Consider the following 16,688-nt stretch of genomic DNA (forward strand, 5'->3'; position numbering starts at 1 on the left):
CAACGCCCTGATGACTGCCACCCTCGTAGCCAAGAACCTCGCCGCGGGCCACGGCGACCGCTCCCTGTTCGCCGGACTCGACCTCGTCGTCGCGCCCGGCGACGTGATCGGCCTCGTCGGCGCCAACGGAGCGGGGAAGTCCACCCTGCTCCGCCTGCTCGCCGGGCTCGACACCCCGGAGGAGGGCGAGCTGCTGCTCTCCCCGCCCACGGCGACGGTCGGCCACCTGCCGCAGGAGCCGGAGCGCCGCCCCGGTGAGACGATCCGCCAGTTCCTCGCCCGCCGCACCGGCGTCGCCGAGGCCCAGCGCGTCATGGACGACGCCACCCAGGGCCTGGTCGACGGGGCCCCCGGCGCCGACGACGCCTACGCGGTGAGCCTGGAGCGCTGGCTCGGCCTGGGCGGCGCCGACCTCGACGAGCGCGCCGAGGAGGTCGCGGGCCAGCTCGGCCTGCGCGTCGGCCTCGACCAGACGATGACCTCGCTCTCCGGCGGCCAGGCCGCCCGGGCGGGCCTCGCCTCGCTCCTGCTGTCCCGCTACGACGTCTTCCTCCTGGACGAGCCCACCAACGACCTCGACCTGGACGGCCTGGAGCGCCTGGAAGGGTTCGTCCGGGGACTGCGCGCCGGCACCGTCGTCGTCAGCCACGACCGCGAGTTCCTCACCCGCACGGTCACCAAGGTCCTGGAGCTCGACCTCGCCCAGCAGCAGATCAACCTCTACGGCGGCGGCTACGACGCCTACCTGGAGGAGCGCGACGTCGCCCGCCGGCACGCACGCGAGGAGTACGACGAGTACGCCGACAAGAAGGCGGCGCTCGAAGGCCGCGCCCAGATGCAGCGCTCCTGGATGGACAAGGGCGTCAAGAACGCCCGGCGCAAGGCGACCGACAACGACAAGATCGGCCGCAAGTTCCGCAGCGAGTCGAGCGAGAAGCAGGCCGCCAAGGCGCGCCAGACCCAGCGCATGATCGAGCGCCTCGACGTCGTCGACGAGCCCCGCAAGGAGTGGGAGCTGCGCATGGAGATCGCGGCCGCGCCGCGCTCCGGCGCGGTGGTCGCCTCCCTCCGCGACGCCGAACTGCGGCGTGGCGACTTCGAGTTCGGGCCGGTCACGCTCCAGATCGACTGGGCGGACCGCGTCGCGATCACCGGCGCCAACGGCTCCGGCAAGTCCACGCTGCTCGCCGCCCTCCTCGGCCGGATCCCGCTCGACGCGGGCCATGCGACGCTCGGCCAGGGCGTCGTGGTCGGCGAGGTCGACCAGGCCCGCGCGCTGTTCCACGGCCCGGAGACCCTGCTCGACGCGTTCGGCGCGGCCGTCCCCGACACCGAACCGGCCGACGTGCGCACCCTGCTCGCCAAGTTCGGCCTCAAGGCGGACCATGTGCTGCGCCCCGCGGCCACGCTCTCACCGGGCGAACGCACCCGGGCGGCGCTCGCCCTGCTCCAGGGCAGGGGCGTCAACCTCCTGGTCCTGGACGAGCCGACGAACCACCTCGACCTCCCGGCGATCGAGCAGCTCGAATCGGCCCTGGAGTCCTACCAGGGCACGCTGCTCCTGGTCACCCACGACAGGCGGATGCTCAACGCCATCACCACGACGAGGCGGCTCGAAATGGATGCGGGGAGGCTGAGCGCCCCGTAAGGGGCGCGGGGAACTGCGCGGCCAGCCGCAAACCGACCCGCAGTTCCCCACCCACCTGACGGGCGCTACGCCAGTCCGGCCTTCTTCAAGGCGTCGGCCATGGCGGAATTGGCGGGCGCGGCAGCGGGCCGCCCCTTGCCGCCGCCACCGGAACCACCCCGCCCACCCTGACCGCCTTGACGGGACTTCTGCTGCGGCGGCTTCCGGTCCCCGCCACGCCCCCCGCCGCGCCCTCCGCGCTCCGGGCCGGCAGGCTTCTCGTCGTCCAGGCGCAGCGTCAGCGAGATCCGCTTGCGCGGCACATCGACGTCCTGGACCTTCACCTTCACGATGTCACCGGGCTTCACGACATCGCGCGGGTCCTTCACGAACGTCCGCGACAGCGCGGACACGTGCGCGAGCCCGTCCTGGTGCACGCCGATGTCGATGAACGCCCCGAACGCGGCGACGTTCGTGACGACGCCCTCCAGGATCATCCCCGGCTCCAGGTCGGAGATCTTCTCCACGCCCTCCTTGAAGGTGGCCGTCTTGAAGGCGGGCCGCGGGTCGCGCCCGGGCTTCTCCAGCTCCTTCAGGATGTCCGTCACGGTCGGCAGTCCGAACGTGTCGTCCACGTAGTCGGCCGGCCTGAGCGAGCGCAGCGTCCCGCTGTCACCGATCAGCGATCCGACCTCGCCGCCCGTCGACTTCGCCATCCGCCGCACGACGGGGTACGCCTCCGGGTGCACGGACGACGCGTCCAGCGGGTCGTCGCCACCGCGGATGCGCAGGAAGCCCGCGCACTGCTCGTACGCCTTCGGGCCGAGCCGGGCCACGTCCTTGAGGCCCTTGCGGTTGCCGAACGGGCCGTTGGCATCGCGGTGCGCCACGATGTTCTCGGCCAGACCGGCGCCGATGCCGGACACGCGCGCGAGGAGCGGCGCGGACGCGGTGTTCACGTCCACCCCCACCCCGTTCACACAGTCCTCGACCACCGCGTCCAGCGAGCGCGACAGCTTCACCTCGCTCAGGTCGTGCTGGTACTGGCCGACGCCGATCGACTTCGGGTCGATCTTCACCAGTTCGGCCAGCGGGTCCTGGAGGCGGCGGGCGATCGACACGGCGCCGCGCAGCGACACGTCCATGTCCGGCAGTTCCTGGGAGGCGAACGCGGACGCCGAGTACACCGAGGCGCCCGCCTCACTCACCATCACCTTGGTGAGCTTCAGCTCCGGGTGCCTGGTGATGAGCTCACCGGCGAGCTTGTCCGTCTCGCGCGACGCCGTGCCGTTGCCGATCGCGATCAGGTCGACCGCGTGCTCCTCGGACAGCTTCGCCAGCTTGGCGATCGCCTCGTCCCAGCGGTTCGCCGGGACGTGCGGGTGGATGACGTCGGTCGCCACGACCTTGCCCGTCGCGTCGACGACGGCGACCTTCACGCCCGTACGGAAACCGGGGTCGAGCCCCAGCGTCGCGCGCGTGCCCGCGGGGGCGGCGAGCAGCAGGTCCCGCAGGTTCGCCGCGAACACCTTCACCGCCTCGTCCTCGGCGGCCGTGCGCAGCCGCATCCGCAGGTCGATGCCGAGATGCACGAGGATGCGGGTGCGCCAGGCCCAACGGACCGTGTCCTGAAGCCACTTGTCGGCCGGACGCCCCTGGTTCCTGATCCCGAACCGGTCGGCGACGATCGGCTCGTACGAGCTCGGGCCACTGTCCTCGGCCGGCTCCTCGGGCTCCAGGACGAGCTCCAGCACGTCCTCCTTCTCACCGCGCAGCATCGCCAGGACGCGGTGCGAGGGCAGCTCCTTGAAGGGCTCCGCGAAGTCGAAGTAGTCGGCGAACTTGGCGCCCGCCTCCTCCTTGCCGGACTTCACCTTCGCCGCGAGCCGGCCGCGCCCCCACATGCGCTCGCGCAGCTCACCGATCAGGTCGGCGTCCTCCGAGAAGCGCTCCGCGAGGATCGCGCGGGCGCCGTCCAGCGCGGCCTGCGGGTCGGCGACGCCCTTGCCGGCGTCCACGAACGCGGCCGCGGCGGCCGCCGGATCCACCGACGGGTCGCCGAGCAGGCCGTCCGCCAGCGGCTCCAGGCCCGCCTCGCGCGCGATCTGCGCCTTCGTGCGCCGCTTCGGCTTGAAAGGCAGATAGATGTCCTCCAGGCGCGCCTTGGTGTCGGCGGCGCGGATCTGCGCCTCCAGCTCACCGGTCAGCTTGCCCTGCTCGCGCACCGAGTCGAGGACGGCGGTGCGCCGCTCCTCCAGCTCGCGCAGATACCGCAGCCGCTCCTCCAGGGTGCGCAGCTGGGCATCGTCCAGCGACTCCGTCGCCTCCTTGCGGTATCGCGCGATGAAGGGCACCGTCGAGCCGCCGTCGAGCAGCTCGACGGCGGCCTTCACCTGCCGCTCCCGTACGCCGATTTCCTCGGCAATCCTGCCTTCGATGGACCCAAGAGTGGGTGTCGCCACGATCCCGTACCGCCTAAGTCGAATGAGGTTGCGCGGCAATTGTGGCAGGTGACACCGACAACGGGGGATCAGGGCGCCGACCGGGCCGGACTCAGGCGGCCCTGCCGATGAGGTCCGGCGGGAAGGCGCCGTTGCCGAGCGCGGTGCCGATGAAGCCGGTCGCCAGCTCGGTCAGGCGGGCCACCCCGGCGTCGCCGAGGTGCTCGTAGGGCGCCCGGTCCAGCTCGTCGGTGAGCGCCTCCAGCCCGGAGCGCAGTTGTACGCCCTCCTCCGTGAGCGTCAGCTCCTCGTCCCCGGTGAGCAGCCCCCGCGCCCGCAGCCGCTCGGCCGCCGCGTCGTACTCCTCGGGGCTCCAGCCGCGCGTGGCGAGCAGGAACTTGGGGGACATGCCCTTGCCGGTGGCGACATGGCTGACGAGCGCCTCCACCGGGTCGAGACCGGCGCCGAGCAGGGCGGCGAGATGGCCGTCGCCGCGGTGCTCGCGCAGCAGCGAGGCCGCGTGCCAGTACGCCATGTGCGGCTGCTCGGGGACCGGGAGGTCGGCGTGCGCGGCGTAGAGCGGCCGGGCGTGGCGCGTGCAGGCCTCGGTCGCGCGCAGGGCGAGTTCGGCGGCCTCGGCCATCTCCTTCGAGGCGAGCGCCTCCTCACCGATCAGGCGGCGCAGCGTCGCGTCGACGGCACGTGCGCGTGCCGCGAGCACGTCCGCGGGTGACGCGGCCTGCCACACCGCGGGCACGTGCCGCGCGACCAGGTCGTGCTTGAAGTTGTAGAAGGCGGCCGTCACGGCACCGGCGCCGACGGCTCCCATGGGCGCCGAACGCGCCGCGAAGTAGGCGGCGTTGCGGTCGGCGATACCGATGGCGGCCATTTCGCGGCCCAGATCGGGCGAGAAGTAGTGCGTGGAGTGGAACGGATTGAGCACGTTGTGGCAGCGGCGGGCTGCGCGCAGGCGCGGGTCAGGAGTCATGCCCGCACGTTACCGACCGGTTGGTACGGGTGCCGATGCGGGGGAGCGGACCATGGCAGGAAAGGAGGGGGATTCGTCATTGCGGCTACCTGGGCGGAGCTCGAAGAATGGGACGCATGCCGCCACGTACCGTCCTGGTCCCGCTCTTCGACAAGGTCCAGAGCCTCGACGTCACGGGCCCCGTCGAGGTCTTCGCGGGGGCCGCGCTCGCCGTCGGGTCCACCGCCTCGGGGTACCGGGTGCGGACGGCGTCACTCGACGGCGCGCCCGTGCGGACGTCCAGCGGTCTGACGCTGGTGCCCGACGGCGCCCTCGCGGACGCCCCGGCCGCGCACACCCTGCTCGTCCCCGGCGGCCAGGGCACCCGCAGCCCCGATCCGCGGCTCGTCGACTGGCTGCGCCAGCACGCCCCGCGCGCCGAGCGGATCGTCTCCGTCTGCACGGGCGCCATCCTGCTCGCCCGCGCGGGCCTGCTCGACGGCCGCCGGGCCACCACGCACTGGGCGTACTGCGACCGCCTCGCCCGTGACCACCCGGCGATCGAGGTCGACCCCGACCCGATCTTCGTACGCGACGGGAACGTGGCCACGTCCGCCGGTGTCACGGCCGGGATCGACCTGGCGCTCGCCCTGGTCGAGGAGGACCACGGCAGACAGGCGGCGCTGACCGTCGCCCGCCACCTCGTCGTCTTCCTGCGGCGCCCGGGCAACCAGGCCCAGTTCAGTGCCCAGCTCGCCGCCCAGACCGCCCGCCGCGAGCCGCTGCGCGAGGTCCAGCAATGGATCACCGAGCACCCCGACGACGATCTGTCCGTGGAGTCGCTCGCGGCCCGCGCCCGGCTCTCGCCGCGTCACTTCGCCCGCGCCTTCCGCACGGAGACCGGCCTGACGCCCGGCACCTACGTGGAGCGCGTCCGCGTCGAGCACGCCCGGCGCCTCCTGGAGGACACGGCGGACGGCGTGGAGGAGATCTCCCGCGCGAGCGGCTACGGCACCTCGGAGGCGATGCGCCGCGCCTTCCTCAAGACCCTCGGCACCCCACCGGCGGAGTACCGCCGCCGCTTCCACGCCGTGCCGGGCGCGTGACACCCGGCGCATCCGGCACCCGCCACGACAGATCCGGCACCCACTACGACAGGAAGGCCGTCCATGCAGATCGCCGTCGTCCTCTTCGACCGCTTCACCGCCCTCGACGCCGTGGGCCCCTACGAGACCCTCGGCCGGCTCCCCGACGCCGATCTCGTCTTCGTCGCCGAGGAGCGGGGCCCGGTGCGCAGCGACACCGGCAGGCTCGCGCTCGTCGCCGACAAGACCCTCGCCGAGGTCCCGCACCCGGACATCGTGATCGTCCCCGGCGGCCCCGGGCAGGGCCCGCAGATGGCGAACGGGACCCTGCTGGACTGGCTGCGCGCGGCCGACGCGACGAGCACCTGGACGACCTCCGTGTGCACCGGCTCCCTGCTCCTGGCCGCGGCGGGCCTGCTGACGGGCCGGCGCGCCACCTCGCACTGGCTGGCGCTCGACGTCCTGCGAGAGTTCGGCGCGGAGCCGACCGGCGAGCGTGTCGTGATCGAGGGCAAGTACGTCACCGCGGCCGGGGTCTCCGCGGGCATCGACATGGGTCTGACCCTGCTCGGCAGGATCGCGGGCGACGAACACGCCCAGGCCGTGCAGCTGCTCACCGAGTACGACCCGCAGCCGCCCTACGACGCGGGTTCGCCGCGGAAGGCGCCCGCGCATCTCGTCGAGGAGTTCCGCGGCAGGAGCCGCTTCGTCCTCACGTAGTCGGCACGTTCCAGGTGAAGCGCGGCGCCCTGCGCTCCAGGAACGCGGCGACGCCCTCCGCGGTGTCGCCGCTGCCGCGTGCCTGCTCCGCCCAGTGGGCGTCCCGGTCGGTGCGGCCCGCCGCGAACTCCTTGGCGGCCGCCTGCGTCAGCTGCGAGCGGCCCACGAGGACGCGCGTGAACTCGGCCACCCGCTTGTCGAGTTCGGACTCGGGCAGCACCTCGTCGACCAGGCCGGTGCGCAGCGCCCGCCCGGTGCCGATCAACTCGCCCGAGAACAGGAGGTACTTGGCGGCCGCCGGGCCCACCAGCGATGTGAGCCGCCGGGTGGAGGACGCCGGATAGACGATCCCGAGCTTCGCCGGGGTCACCCCGAACAGCGCGCTCTCGGTGGAGAACCGCAGATCGCAGGCGGCCGCGAGCTGGCAGCCGCCGCCCACGCAGTACCCGCGGACCGCCGCCAGTGTGGGCTTCGGGAAGGCGGCCAGGGCCTCCTCGGCGGCGACGGCCAGCTCCTGCGCGGCGCCCGCGTCCCCGCCGAGGGTGGAGATGTCGGCCCCGGCGCAGAAGGTGTCCCCGGCGCCGGTCAGGACGAGGACCCGGACCGCCGGATCCGCGGCCAGGGTGTCGAGCAGCGGCGGCAGGGCGGCCCACATGGTGTCGGTCATGGCGTTGCGCCGGGCCGGGTGGTCGATGACGACGGTGGCGACCGCGTCGGTCACCGTGTGCGTGAGGGTCGGTGCAGGGGACATGCGGCGGATGCTATCCAGCCCGCCCGAAGGGTTCCCCGGGAGCCCCGGGCAACCGGCACCTCTCGTACTTCAAACTGAAGAGCACCCGAAAGAGGAACAATCGGGACAGGATCGGTCGCACCCGCGCCGCTGCCGCGCGGCAATGATCAAATTCCGCCGATAGTCGCTGACTTCTGGTCAGTCCGGCGGTCCGGACCAGCGGATTCTCAACACTCAAAGCGTGGTGACAATCGAGCGCAAGGGCGGGGACCGGACGATGAACGACCACGGGAGCGCGCCCCCCGAGCATGAGGCGGGCGGGCCGCTGCCGTACGAGGGGGTGTGGCGGTTCACGGCGCAGGCGGTCGACGCGTCGGTGCCGCAGGCCCGGCGGGCGGTGCGCGAACTGCTCGCCCGGCAGGGCGTACCCGCGCCGGACGACCTGGTGCACGGACTGCTCGTGATCGTCTCCGAGCTGGTGACCAACGCGGTCAAGCACGCCGCCCTGCTCTCCCCGATGCTGGCCGTCGAGGTCGCCGTCGGCGCGGAGTGGGTGCGGGTGTCCGTAGAGGACGACCACCCCTACCGCCCCACGGCCCTGGAGGCCACCAGTGGTCAGACGGGTGGCCGCGGACTGCTCCTCGTACGGGAGATCACCGCCGAGGCGGGCGGCGTCTGCGACGTGGAGCACACCGCGAGCGGGGGCAAGGTGATCTGGGCCGCCCTGCCCCTCAAGCCCGCGGCCTGAGCGTCACCAGCCCGCGGAGGGGCCCGTCAGTTCCCGGACCGCCGGGCGTGCCGCGTCGAGCACCGTCATGAACCACGATGAGAACGGGTCCTCGGCGTGCCGCTCGGCCAGCTCCCCGGCGGTCACGAACGCGGTCTGCCCGACCTCCTCCGGATCCGGGTCCAGCGGGGCCTGCACCATTCCCACGAAAAGGTGGTTGAACTCCTGCTCCACCAGCCCCGAATCGGGGTCCGGGTGGTTGTAGCGCACGGTGCCGGCCTCGGCCATCAGCGACGGCGAGACCCCCAGCTCCTCGAAGGTGCGCCGGGCGGCCGCCGCGAACGGGGCCTCGCCCGGGTACGGGTGACCGCAGCAGGTGTTCGACCACACGCCGGGGGAGTGGTACTTGCCGAGCGCCCGCTGCTGGAGCAGCAACCGCCCCTGCTCGTCGAAGAGGAAGACCGAGAAAGCTCTGTGCAGCTGCCCCGGCGCCTGGTGCGCGGCGAGCTTCTCCGCGGTGCCGATCGTCCTGCCGTCCTCGTCGACGAGTTCCAGCAAGATCGCTTCTCCGGTGCCGTTCGACGCATTGTTCGCCGCGGTGGCAGGTGTGGTCGGCATACCCATCCTTCGCTTCGGTCCTCTGGCCCCAAGTCTGCCGTACGGGACAGACCGTCACGCTCCGCGCCGCGTCCCGCATGTCTCGCACATCAGACGCCCGTATCGCCCGGCGTGATCAATGACACAGCTTCGCCTCGTGCCGCGCGTGACCGCCGGGCTCCAGCTGGAACGTGCAGTGCTCGACGTCGAAATGGTCGCCCAGGCAGTCCTGGAGGGCGTGCAGCATCTTCTCGTTCCCGAGCGTGCCGAGCGCCTCCGAGGAGACGACCACGTGCGCGGAGACCACCGGCATACCCGAAGTGATGGTCCAGGCGTGCAGATCGTGGACGTCCTCCACCCCGGGCAGATCCAGGATGTGCTCCCTGACCCGGGCCATGTCGACGCCCTCCGGCGCGGACTCGAGCAGGACGTCCAGGGTCTCCCGCAGCAGCTTCACCGTACGCGGGACGATCATGAGGCCGATGACCAGCGACGCGATCGGGTCCGCGGCCTGCCACCCCGTGGTCAGGATGACCGTCGCGGAGACGAGCACCGCGACGGAACCGAGGGCGTCCGCGGCGACCTCCAGGAAGGCGCCCCGCACGTTCAGGCTCTCCTGCTGCCCCTTCACCAGCAGGGAGAGCGAGATCATGTTCGCGACCAGGCCGATCAGGGCGTAGACGATCGTCGTACCGCCCGCGGTCTCGGCCGGCTCCATGAAGCGCTGGACGGCCTCGTACAGGACGTAGCCGCCCACCCCCAGAAGCAGCAGACAGTTGGCGAGCGCGGCCAGGATCTCGGCCCGCGCGTACCCGAAGGTGCGCTGCTCGCCGGCCGGGCGGTTCGCGAAATGGATCGCCAGCAGGGCCATCGCGAGCCCCAGTGCGTCCGTCGCCATGTGGGCCGCGTCCGCGATCAGGGCGAGCGAGTCGGCCACGAGACCACCGACGATCTCCACCACCATCACGGTCACCGTGATGGCGAGCGCGACGCGCAGCCGCCCCCGATGAGCGGCGGCCGCCGTCCCGTGCCCGTGATCGTGTCCGGCACCCATGGATCCGCACCGCCCTCCGCATCGGCCCACCGAGCCGCCCCGCACCGGGGCGGCGATCACAGTGAACTACGGGTGGGGGGTATCCGCAAACACTGCCATGAAGACCGTTGTCATCTGCTGTGACCTGCGCGGATACGGTTCTCGGGGCGCCCCGGGACAGGGCGGGTGCCCTCAGTCGGTACGGGCCTCGGGGTGCCGCAGACACCAGCCGGCCCAGGCCGACTCGACCATCTCGCGCACGCTGTGCGACGCGGTCCAGCCCAGTTCCTTCTCGGCCAGCGCCGACGACCCCACCGCACGCGGCGCGTCACCGGGCCGGCGCGGCTCGACGAGCGCGGGCCGCGGGTCACCCGTCACCTCGGCGATCACGTCGACCAGTTCGCGTACGGAAACACCCTGGCCGGTGCCGATGTTCAGGGTCAGATCACCGCTCGCGTCCGCCCTGGAGAGCCGCCGCACCGCCGACAGATGCGCCTCGGCGAGGTCCGCGACATGAATGTAGTCACGGACGCAGGTGCCGTCCTGCGTCGGGTAGTCGTCGCCGAAGATCCGCGGGGCCTCGCCCCGGGTGAGCCGGTCGAAGACCATCGGGATCACGTTGTACACACCGGTGTCGGCGAGCGCGGGCTCGGCGGCGCCCGCCACGTTGAAGTAGCGCAGACAGGTCGTCGCCATCCCGTGGGCGTGCCCGGCCGCCCGCACCAGCCACTCGCCCGCGAGCTTGGTCTCCCCGTACGGATTCACCGGCGCGCACGGCGTCGACTCGGTGATCAGGTCGGAGACGGGGATGTCCGGGTTGCCGTAGACGGCGGCCGACGAGGAGAACACGAACCGGCGCACGTCCGCCGCGGCGACCGCCTCCAGAAGGGTGGCGAGCCCGCCGACGTTCTCCCGGTAGTACAGCTCGGGCCGCTCGACCGACTCGCCGACCTGCTTGTGCGCGGCCAGGTGGACGACACCGGCCACCTCGTGCTCGGCGCACACCCGGGCCACGAGCTCCGCGTCCGTCGCCGAGCCGCGCACCAGCGGGATTTCCGGCGGCAACCGGTCGGGCACCCCGGACGTGACGTTGTCGAGCACGACGACCCGCTCACCCGCCCCGGCCATCGCCCGCGCCACGTGTGCCCCGATGTATCCGGCTCCGCCGGTGATCAGCCATGTCATGACGCACCACCCTAAGCCGGTCAGTCCTCCGCCCTGAGCCGGTCACACCCCGGCCCGGGTTTGTGGCCCGGGCCCTTGATCGACAATGATGACCGGGCGGTCCCGGCACCACGGACCGCGTGGGACAGCGGCTGATCGGGCCGTAAACAGGCGGTGAACGTCTGCTTCAGATCATCCGATAGCCTCTGCCGACATGCCGCCCGGCCCAGCCCTGTCGAACAAGGGTGCAAGGGTGCGGGGCGCCCCCTTCGTGCATGAGCCCGGCGCGCTCGCGTCGGCACCCAAGGAGTGAGTTCGTCTGTCGACCGCCATCGTCACCGGTCAGCCGGTTCCCGGGTCGTCCCTGGAGGGCGAGCTGCGGGAACTCGGCTTCGACGTGCGGCTCGCCCCGGACGCCGCGGACGCCCGGGCGGCGCTCGCGGCCGTCCCCGGCGACCAGCGGGTCGCGGTCGTCGACGCGGGGTTCGTGGGCCATGTCCACGCCCTGCGTCTCGGCCTCACCGACCCCCGCTTCGCCGCCTCGGCCGTCCCCGGCGCCGTCACCGCGCAGCCCGCGGCCCGGCAGGCGCTGAACCGGGCCGTCACGGAGAACGGCATCGCCCCCGACGCCGTCGCCAAGAGCCTGGAGGCGGCCGGCACCGCGGTGCACCGCCCCGTCCTCGGCGAACTCGTCGCCGCCGTGCCGCACGACCCGCAGGCCCGCAACGAGGCCCGCCAGCGCGTCGCCGCCGTCGACGACGAGGCGATCCGGCTGCGCACCGCCGTCAAGGCGCGGGACGGCTTCTTCACCACGCACTGCGTCAGCCCGTACTCCCGCTACATCGCACGCTGGTGCGCCCGCCGCGGCCTGACCCCGAACCAGGTCACCACCGCGTCGCTGCTCACCGCGCTGATCGCGGCCGGCTGCGCCGCCACCGGCACCCGCCCCGGCTTCGTCGCCGCGGGCCTGCTGCTGCTCTTCTCCTTCGTCCTGGACTGCACCGACGGGCAGCTCGCCCGCTACTCCTTGCAGTACTCGACCCTCGGCGCCTGGCTGGACGCGACCTTCGACCGCGCCAAGGAGTACGCCTACTACGCGGGCCTCGCGCTCGGCGCGGCGAACTCCGGCGGCGGGGACGACGTGTGGGCCCTGGCGCTCGGCGCGATGGTCCTGCAGACCTGCCGCCACGTCGTCGACTTCTCCTTCAACGAGGCGAACCACGACGCGGACGCGCTGGGCGAACTGGCCGGGGCCAGCCCCACCGCCGCCCTCTCCGACAAGCTCGACAGCGTCGGCTGGACGGTCTGGGTCCGCCGGATGATAGTGCTGCCGATCGGCGAGCGCTGGGCGCTCATCGCGATCTTCACCGCGCTCACCACCCCGCGCATCACCTTCTACGTGCTGCTCGTGGGCTGCGCCCTCGCCGCCTGCTACACCACCGCCGGCCGCGTCCTGCGCTCGCTGACCCGCAAGGCCCGCCGCACCGACCGCGCCGCCGCGGCCCTGGCCGAGCTGGCCGACTCCGGCCCGCTCGCGCAGGCGATCGCCCGGGCCGGCAGGAGCGCCGCCGCCCCCGTCGTCGCCGCGCTCGGCGGCGTGGCCGTCGTCACGACGAGCGCCTTCACCGGCTTCGGCAGCGGCTGGCCCGTGCTGGCCGCGGCCGTGTACTGCGTCACGTCCGGACTCGCCGTCGCCCGCCCGCTCAAGGGCGCCCTCGACTGGCTCGTTCCCCCCATTTTCCGGGCCTCCGAGTACCTGACGATCCTGGTCCTCGCGGCCCGCGCGGACGTGAACGGAGCATTGCCCGCGGCTTTCGGACTGGTGGCGGCGGTCGCCTACCATCACTACGACACGGTGTACCGCATCCGTGGCGACGCCGGAGCACCCCCGCGCTGGCTCGTGCGGGCGATCGGCGGGCACGAGGGCCGCACGCTGGTGGTCACAGCGGTGGCCGCGCTGCTCACGCCCACAGATTTCACCGTCGCGCTCACGGCCCTCGCCGTGCTCGTGGCACTCGTGGTGCTCGCCGAGAGCATCCGCTTCTGGGTCTCTGCTGGAGCACCCGCCGTACACGATGAAGGAGAACCCGCATGATCGGCCTCGTCCTGGCCGCCGGCGCAGGCAGCCGGCTCCGCCCCTACACCGAGACGCTTCCCAAGGCGCTCGTGCCCGTCGTGGGCGAGGGAACCGAGAACGAGCTCTCCGTCCTCGACCTCACCCTGAAGAACTTCGCGGAGATCGGCCTCACCGAGGTCGGCATCATCGTCGGCTACCGCAAGGAGGTCGTCTACGAGCGCAAGGCGGCGCTCGAGGCGAAGTACGGCCTGAAGCTGACGCTGATCGAGAACGACGTGGCCGAGAAGTGGAACAACGCCTACTCCCTGTGGTGCGGCCGTGACGCCATCAAGCACACCGTGATCCTCGCCAACGGCGACACCGTGCACCCGGTCTCCGTCGAGAAGACGCTGCTCGCCGCCCGCGGCGACGGCAAGAAGATCATCCTCGCCCTGGACACCGTGAAGATCCTCGGCGACGAGGAGATGAAGGTCGTCGCCGACCCCGAGGCGGGCGTCCAGAAGATCACGAAGCTGATGGAGCCCTCCGAGGCCACCGGCGAGTACATCGGCGTCACCCTCATCGAGGGCGAGGCCGCCGACGAGCTGGCCGACGCCCTGAAGGCCACGTACGAGCGCGACCCGCAGCTGTACTACGAGGACGGCTACCAGGAGCTCGTCAACCGCGGCTTCAAGGTCGACGTCGCGCCCATCGGCGACGTCAGCTGGGTCGAGATCGACAACCACGACGACCTCGCCAAGGCACGGGAGATCGCGTGCCAGTACTGACGAGGCTGATTCCCTCGCCGGTCGTCGTCGACATCCGGCCGGGGGCGCTCAACGACCTGGCCACGGTGCTGGCCGACCAGAGGATCTCGTCGTCGCAGGGGTGCCTGGCCATCGCGATCAGCGGTGGCTCGGGCGCCGTGCTGCGGGCCCGTCTCGAGCCCTCGCTGCCCACGGCGGAGTGGTTCGAGGTCGGCGGCGGCACGCTCGACGACGCCGTCAAGCTCGCCGACGACATCAAGAAGGCGGGGCGTTTCGACGCCATCGTCGGTCTCGGTGGCGGCAAGATCATCGACTGCGGCAAGTTCGCCGCGGCCCGGGTCGGTCTGCCGCTGGTCGCCGTCGCGACGAACCTGTCGCACGACGGGCTGTGCTCGCCGGTCGCCACCCTGGACAACGACGCGGGCCGCGGCAGCTACGGCGTGCCGAACCCGATCGCCGTCGTCATCGACCTCGACATCATCCGCGAGGCCCCGGTCCGCTTCGTGCGCTCCGGCATCGGCGACGCCGTCTCCAACATCTCCGCGATCGCGGACTGGGAGCTGGCCGCCCGCGAGCGCGGCGAGGACATCGACGGACTCGCGGCCGCCATGGCCCGCCAGGCCGGCGAGGCCGTCCTGCGCCACCCCGGCGGCGTCGGCGACGACGACTTCCTCCAGGTGCTCGCCGAGGGTCTGGTCCTCACCGGTATCGCCATGTCGGTCTCCGGCGACTCGCGGCCCGCCTCCGGCGCCTGCCACGAGATCAACCACGCCTTTGACCTCCTCTACCCCAAGCGCGCCGCCAGCCACGGCGAGCAGTGCGGTCTGGGCGCGGCCTTCGCGATGCACCTGCGCGGTGCCCGCGAGCAGTCCGTCTACATGACCGAGGTGCTGCGCCGCCACGGCCTGCCCGTGCTGCCCGAGGAGATCGGCTTCACCGTGGACGAGTTCGTGAAGGTCGTGGAGTTCGCTCCGCAGACCCGTCCGGGCCGCTACACGATCCTCGAACACCTCGACCTGTCCACCGACCAGATCAGGGACGCCTACGCCGACTATGCAAAAGCCATCGGTAGCTGAGCTCCGCCCGGTCGTCCACCCCGCCGGGGTGAAGGACCGCCGGAGCGGTGAGCACTGGATGGGCCGGCTCTACATGCGCGAGGTCTCGCTGCGTGTCGACCGCCACCTGGTGAACACCAAGGTCACGCCCAACCAGCTGACCTACCTGATGACCGTCTGCGGTGTGCTGGCCGCCCCCGCGCTGCTCGTCCCGGGCATCTGGGGCGCGGTCCTCGGCGTGATCGCGGTCCAGCTGTACCTGCTGCTCGACTGCGTCGACGGCGAGATCGCCCGCTGGCGCAAGCAGTACTCGCTGACCGGTGTCTGGATGGACCGCGTCGGCGCGTACCTCACCGACGCCGCCGTCCTCGTCGGCTTCGGCCTGCGCGCCGCGGACCTGTGGGGCACCGGCCGGATCGACTGGCTGTGGGCCTTCCTCGGCACCCTCGCCGCGCTCGGCGCCATCCTGATCAAGGCCGAGACGGACCTCGTGGGCCTCGCCCGCGCGGCCGGCGGCAAGGAGCAGGTCAAGGAGTCCGCGTCCGAGATGCGCTCCTCCGGCATGGCGCTGGCCCGCAGGGCCGCCGCCGCGTTCAAGTTCCACCGGCTCATCCTCGGCATCGAGGCGACGCTGCTCATCCTGGTCCTCGCGATCGTCGACCAGATCCGCGGCGACCTGTTCTTCACGCGCCTGGGTGTGGCCGTCCTGGCGGGCATCGCGCTCCTCCAGACCCTGCTGCACCTCGTGTCGATCCTCGCTTCGAGCAGGCTGAAGTGAGCCCGGCGGCGCACCCGCCGAAGGTCGGCGCGGTGATCATCACCATGGGCAACCGCCCGGCCGAGCTGCGCGCGCTCCTCGACTCGGTCGCCAAGCAGGACGGCGACCCGGTCGAGGTGGTCGTGGTCGGCAACGGCTCGCCGGTCCCGGAGGTCCCCGAGGGCGTACGGACCGTGGAGCTGCCCGAGAACCTGGGCATCCCCGGCGGCCGGAACGTCGGCATCGAGGCGTTCGGCCCGTCCGGCGGCGACGTCGACATCCTGATGTTCCTGGACGACGACGGCCTGCTGCCGCTCACCGACACCGCGCAGAAGTGCCGCGAGGCGTTCGCCGCCGATCCCCAGCTCGGCATCGTCAGCTTCCGGATCGCCGACCCGGACACCGGGGAGACCCAGCGCCGCCACGTCCCGCGGCTGCGCGCGGCCGACCCGATGCGCTCCTCGCGCGTGACGACCTTCCTGGGCGGCGCCAACGCCTGCCGCACCCAGGTCATCGCCGAGGTCGGCGGGCTCCCCGGCGAGTTCTTCTACGCCCATGAGGAGACCGACCTCGCCTGGCGGGCCCTCGACGCCGGCTGGCTGATCGACTACCGCGCCGACATGGTGCTGCACCACCCGACGACGGCCCCGTCCCGGCACGCGGTCTACCACCGCATGGTGGCCCGCAACCGGGTCTGGCTCGCCCGCCGGAATCTGCCCGCGCCCCTGATCCCGGTCTACCTGGGCGTCTGGCTGCTCCTCACCCTGGCCCGCCGTCCCTCGGGCCCCGCCCTCAAGGCCTGGTTCGGCGGGTTCAAGGAGGGCTGGTCCAGCCCCTGCGGCCCCCGGCGCCCCATGAAGTGGCGCACGGTGTGGCGGCTGACCCGACTGGGCCGACCTCCCGTGATCTGACAAGCTCTGTTCTGAGAGCATGCGGGGCGAAACCTGTCCTCTGCTTGTGCC

15 protein-coding genes are annotated in these 16,688 nt (G+C 72.2%); 9 read left to right on the plus strand and 6 right to left on the minus strand.

Annotation, left to right across the window (positions count from 1 at the left end; genetic code table 11):
- Window positions 1–10 precede the first annotated feature (10 nt).
- Window positions 11–1,648: an ABC-F family ATP-binding cassette domain-containing protein gene (locus tag K377_RS01360; protein WP_111661187.1), complete on the plus strand. Its 1,638-nt coding sequence runs from the start codon at window positions 11–13 to the stop codon at window positions 1,646–1,648.
- 65 nt (window positions 1,649–1,713) lie between these two features.
- Here K377_RS01360 and K377_RS01365 read toward each other — a convergent pair whose 3' ends face one another.
- Window positions 1,714–4,089, minus strand: coding sequence for a Tex family protein (locus K377_RS01365; protein WP_111661188.1), 2,376 nt, complete (start codon window positions 4,087–4,089; stop codon window positions 1,714–1,716).
- 91 nt (window positions 4,090–4,180) lie between these two features.
- Window positions 4,181–5,056, minus strand: a complete 876-nt coding sequence (locus tag K377_RS01370; RefSeq protein WP_111661189.1) for a hypothetical protein — start codon at window positions 5,054–5,056, stop codon at window positions 4,181–4,183.
- Between the two features lie 116 nt (window positions 5,057–5,172).
- Between K377_RS01370 and K377_RS01375 the strand changes: the two genes are divergently transcribed.
- Both K377_RS01375 and K377_RS01380 read left to right on the plus strand, forming a co-directional pair.
- Window positions 5,173–6,141: a GlxA family transcriptional regulator gene (locus K377_RS01375; RefSeq protein WP_111661605.1), complete on the plus strand. Its 969-nt coding sequence runs from the start codon at window positions 5,173–5,175 to the stop codon at window positions 6,139–6,141.
- A 63-nt stretch (window positions 6,142–6,204) separates the two neighbouring features.
- The gene (locus tag K377_RS01380; RefSeq protein ID WP_111661190.1) at window positions 6,205–6,840 is read left to right on the plus strand and encodes a DJ-1/PfpI family protein; all 636 of its coding nucleotides are present in this window, start codon (window positions 6,205–6,207) and stop codon (window positions 6,838–6,840) included.
- Here the strand turns inward: K377_RS01380 and K377_RS01385 are convergent.
- Complete coding sequence (locus K377_RS01385; protein WP_111661191.1) at window positions 6,833–7,591, minus strand: enoyl-CoA hydratase/isomerase family protein; 759 nt, start codon at window positions 7,589–7,591, stop codon at window positions 6,833–6,835. The two genes, K377_RS01380 and K377_RS01385, sit on opposite strands and share 8 nt — an antisense overlap.
- Window positions 7,592–7,847: 256 nt before the next feature.
- Between K377_RS01385 and K377_RS01390 the strand changes: the two genes are divergently transcribed.
- Complete coding sequence (locus tag K377_RS01390) at window positions 7,848–8,318, plus strand: ATP-binding protein (RefSeq protein ID WP_202455762.1); 471 nt, start codon at window positions 7,848–7,850, stop codon at window positions 8,316–8,318.
- 3 nt (window positions 8,319–8,321) lie between these two features.
- Here K377_RS01390 and idi read toward each other — a convergent pair whose 3' ends face one another.
- The 3 genes from idi to galE form a co-directional block, all read right to left on the minus strand.
- On the minus strand, window positions 8,322–8,915 hold the full coding sequence (gene idi / locus K377_RS01395; protein ID WP_111661193.1) for an isopentenyl-diphosphate Delta-isomerase: 594 nt from the start codon (window positions 8,913–8,915) through the stop codon (window positions 8,322–8,324).
- Window positions 8,916–9,030: 115 nt separating this feature from the next.
- A complete protein-coding gene (locus tag K377_RS01400; RefSeq protein WP_111661194.1) occupies window positions 9,031–9,948 on the minus strand; it encodes a cation diffusion facilitator family transporter in 918 nt (305 codons plus the stop codon).
- A gap of 171 nt (window positions 9,949–10,119) precedes the next feature.
- Window positions 10,120–11,112, minus strand: a complete 993-nt coding sequence (galE, locus tag K377_RS01405) for a UDP-glucose 4-epimerase GalE (protein WP_111661195.1) — start codon at window positions 11,110–11,112, stop codon at window positions 10,120–10,122.
- Between the two features lie 298 nt (window positions 11,113–11,410).
- On the opposite strand from galE, the gene K377_RS01410 reads away from it, so the two are divergent.
- From K377_RS01410 to K377_RS01430, 5 genes are read left to right on the plus strand one after another with little or no spacing between them, the layout of a single operon-like run.
- Window positions 11,411–13,186 carry a DUF5941 domain-containing protein gene (locus tag K377_RS01410; RefSeq protein WP_111661196.1) on the plus strand — a complete coding sequence of 592 codons (1,776 nt, stop codon included), beginning with the start codon at window positions 11,411–11,413 and terminating at the stop codon, window positions 13,184–13,186.
- Window positions 13,183–13,935, plus strand: a complete 753-nt coding sequence (locus K377_RS01415) for a sugar phosphate nucleotidyltransferase (protein ID WP_111661197.1) — start codon at window positions 13,183–13,185, stop codon at window positions 13,933–13,935. The genes K377_RS01410 and K377_RS01415 overlap by 4 nt, the downstream gene beginning before the upstream one ends.
- On the plus strand, window positions 13,923–14,990 hold the full coding sequence (locus tag K377_RS01420) for an iron-containing alcohol dehydrogenase family protein (RefSeq protein WP_111661198.1): 1,068 nt from the start codon (window positions 13,923–13,925) through the stop codon (window positions 14,988–14,990). The genes K377_RS01415 and K377_RS01420 overlap by 13 nt, the downstream gene beginning before the upstream one ends.
- Window positions 14,968–15,747 carry a CDP-alcohol phosphatidyltransferase family protein gene (locus K377_RS01425; protein ID WP_111661607.1) on the plus strand — a complete coding sequence of 260 codons (780 nt, stop codon included), beginning with the start codon at window positions 14,968–14,970 and terminating at the stop codon, window positions 15,745–15,747. Before K377_RS01420 ends, K377_RS01425 begins: the two co-directional genes overlap by 23 nt.
- Before the next feature lie 44 nt (window positions 15,748–15,791).
- Window positions 15,792–16,637, plus strand: a complete 846-nt coding sequence (locus K377_RS01430; RefSeq protein WP_111661606.1) for a glycosyltransferase family 2 protein — start codon at window positions 15,792–15,794, stop codon at window positions 16,635–16,637.
- The last annotated feature ends 51 nt before the right edge of the window (window positions 16,638–16,688 follow it).

Origin of the sequence: Streptomyces sp. PsTaAH-137 (genome assembly GCF_003259365.1) — a bacterium.
Lineage (GTDB): Bacteria > Actinomycetota > Actinomycetes > Streptomycetales > Streptomycetaceae > Streptomyces.

Excerpts from the sequence above, each read along its gene's own strand:
- K377_RS01425 (WP_111661607.1), top strand. The coding sequence starts at position 14,968 with ATGCAAAAGCCATCGGTAGCTGAGCTCCGCCCGGTCGTCCACCCCGCC.
- K377_RS01360 (WP_111661187.1), top strand. The coding sequence starts at position 11 with ATGACTGCCACCCTCGTAGCCAAGAACCTCGCCGCGGGCCACGGCGAC.
- K377_RS01390 (WP_202455762.1), top strand. The coding sequence starts at position 7,848 with ATGAACGACCACGGGAGCGCGCCCCCCGAGCATGAGGCGGGCGGGCCG.
- K377_RS01375 (WP_111661605.1), top strand. The coding sequence starts at position 5,173 with ATGCCGCCACGTACCGTCCTGGTCCCGCTCTTCGACAAGGTCCAGAGC.
- K377_RS01430 (WP_111661606.1), top strand. The coding sequence starts at position 15,792 with ATGGGCAACCGCCCGGCCGAGCTGCGCGCGCTCCTCGACTCGGTCGCC.
- K377_RS01415 (WP_111661197.1), top strand. The coding sequence starts at position 13,183 with ATGATCGGCCTCGTCCTGGCCGCCGGCGCAGGCAGCCGGCTCCGCCCC.
- K377_RS01370 (WP_111661189.1), bottom strand. The coding sequence starts at position 5,056 with ATGACTCCTGACCCGCGCCTGCGCGCAGCCCGCCGCTGCCACAACGTG.
- idi (WP_111661193.1), bottom strand. The coding sequence starts at position 8,915 with ATGCCGACCACACCTGCCACCGCGGCGAACAATGCGTCGAACGGCACC.
- galE (WP_111661195.1), bottom strand. The coding sequence starts at position 11,112 with ATGACATGGCTGATCACCGGCGGAGCCGGATACATCGGGGCACACGTG.
- K377_RS01400 (WP_111661194.1), bottom strand. The coding sequence starts at position 9,948 with ATGGGTGCCGGACACGATCACGGGCACGGGACGGCGGCCGCCGCTCAT.
- K377_RS01385 (WP_111661191.1), bottom strand. The coding sequence starts at position 7,591 with ATGTCCCCTGCACCGACCCTCACGCACACGGTGACCGACGCGGTCGCC.
- K377_RS01380 (WP_111661190.1), top strand. The coding sequence starts at position 6,205 with ATGCAGATCGCCGTCGTCCTCTTCGACCGCTTCACCGCCCTCGACGCC.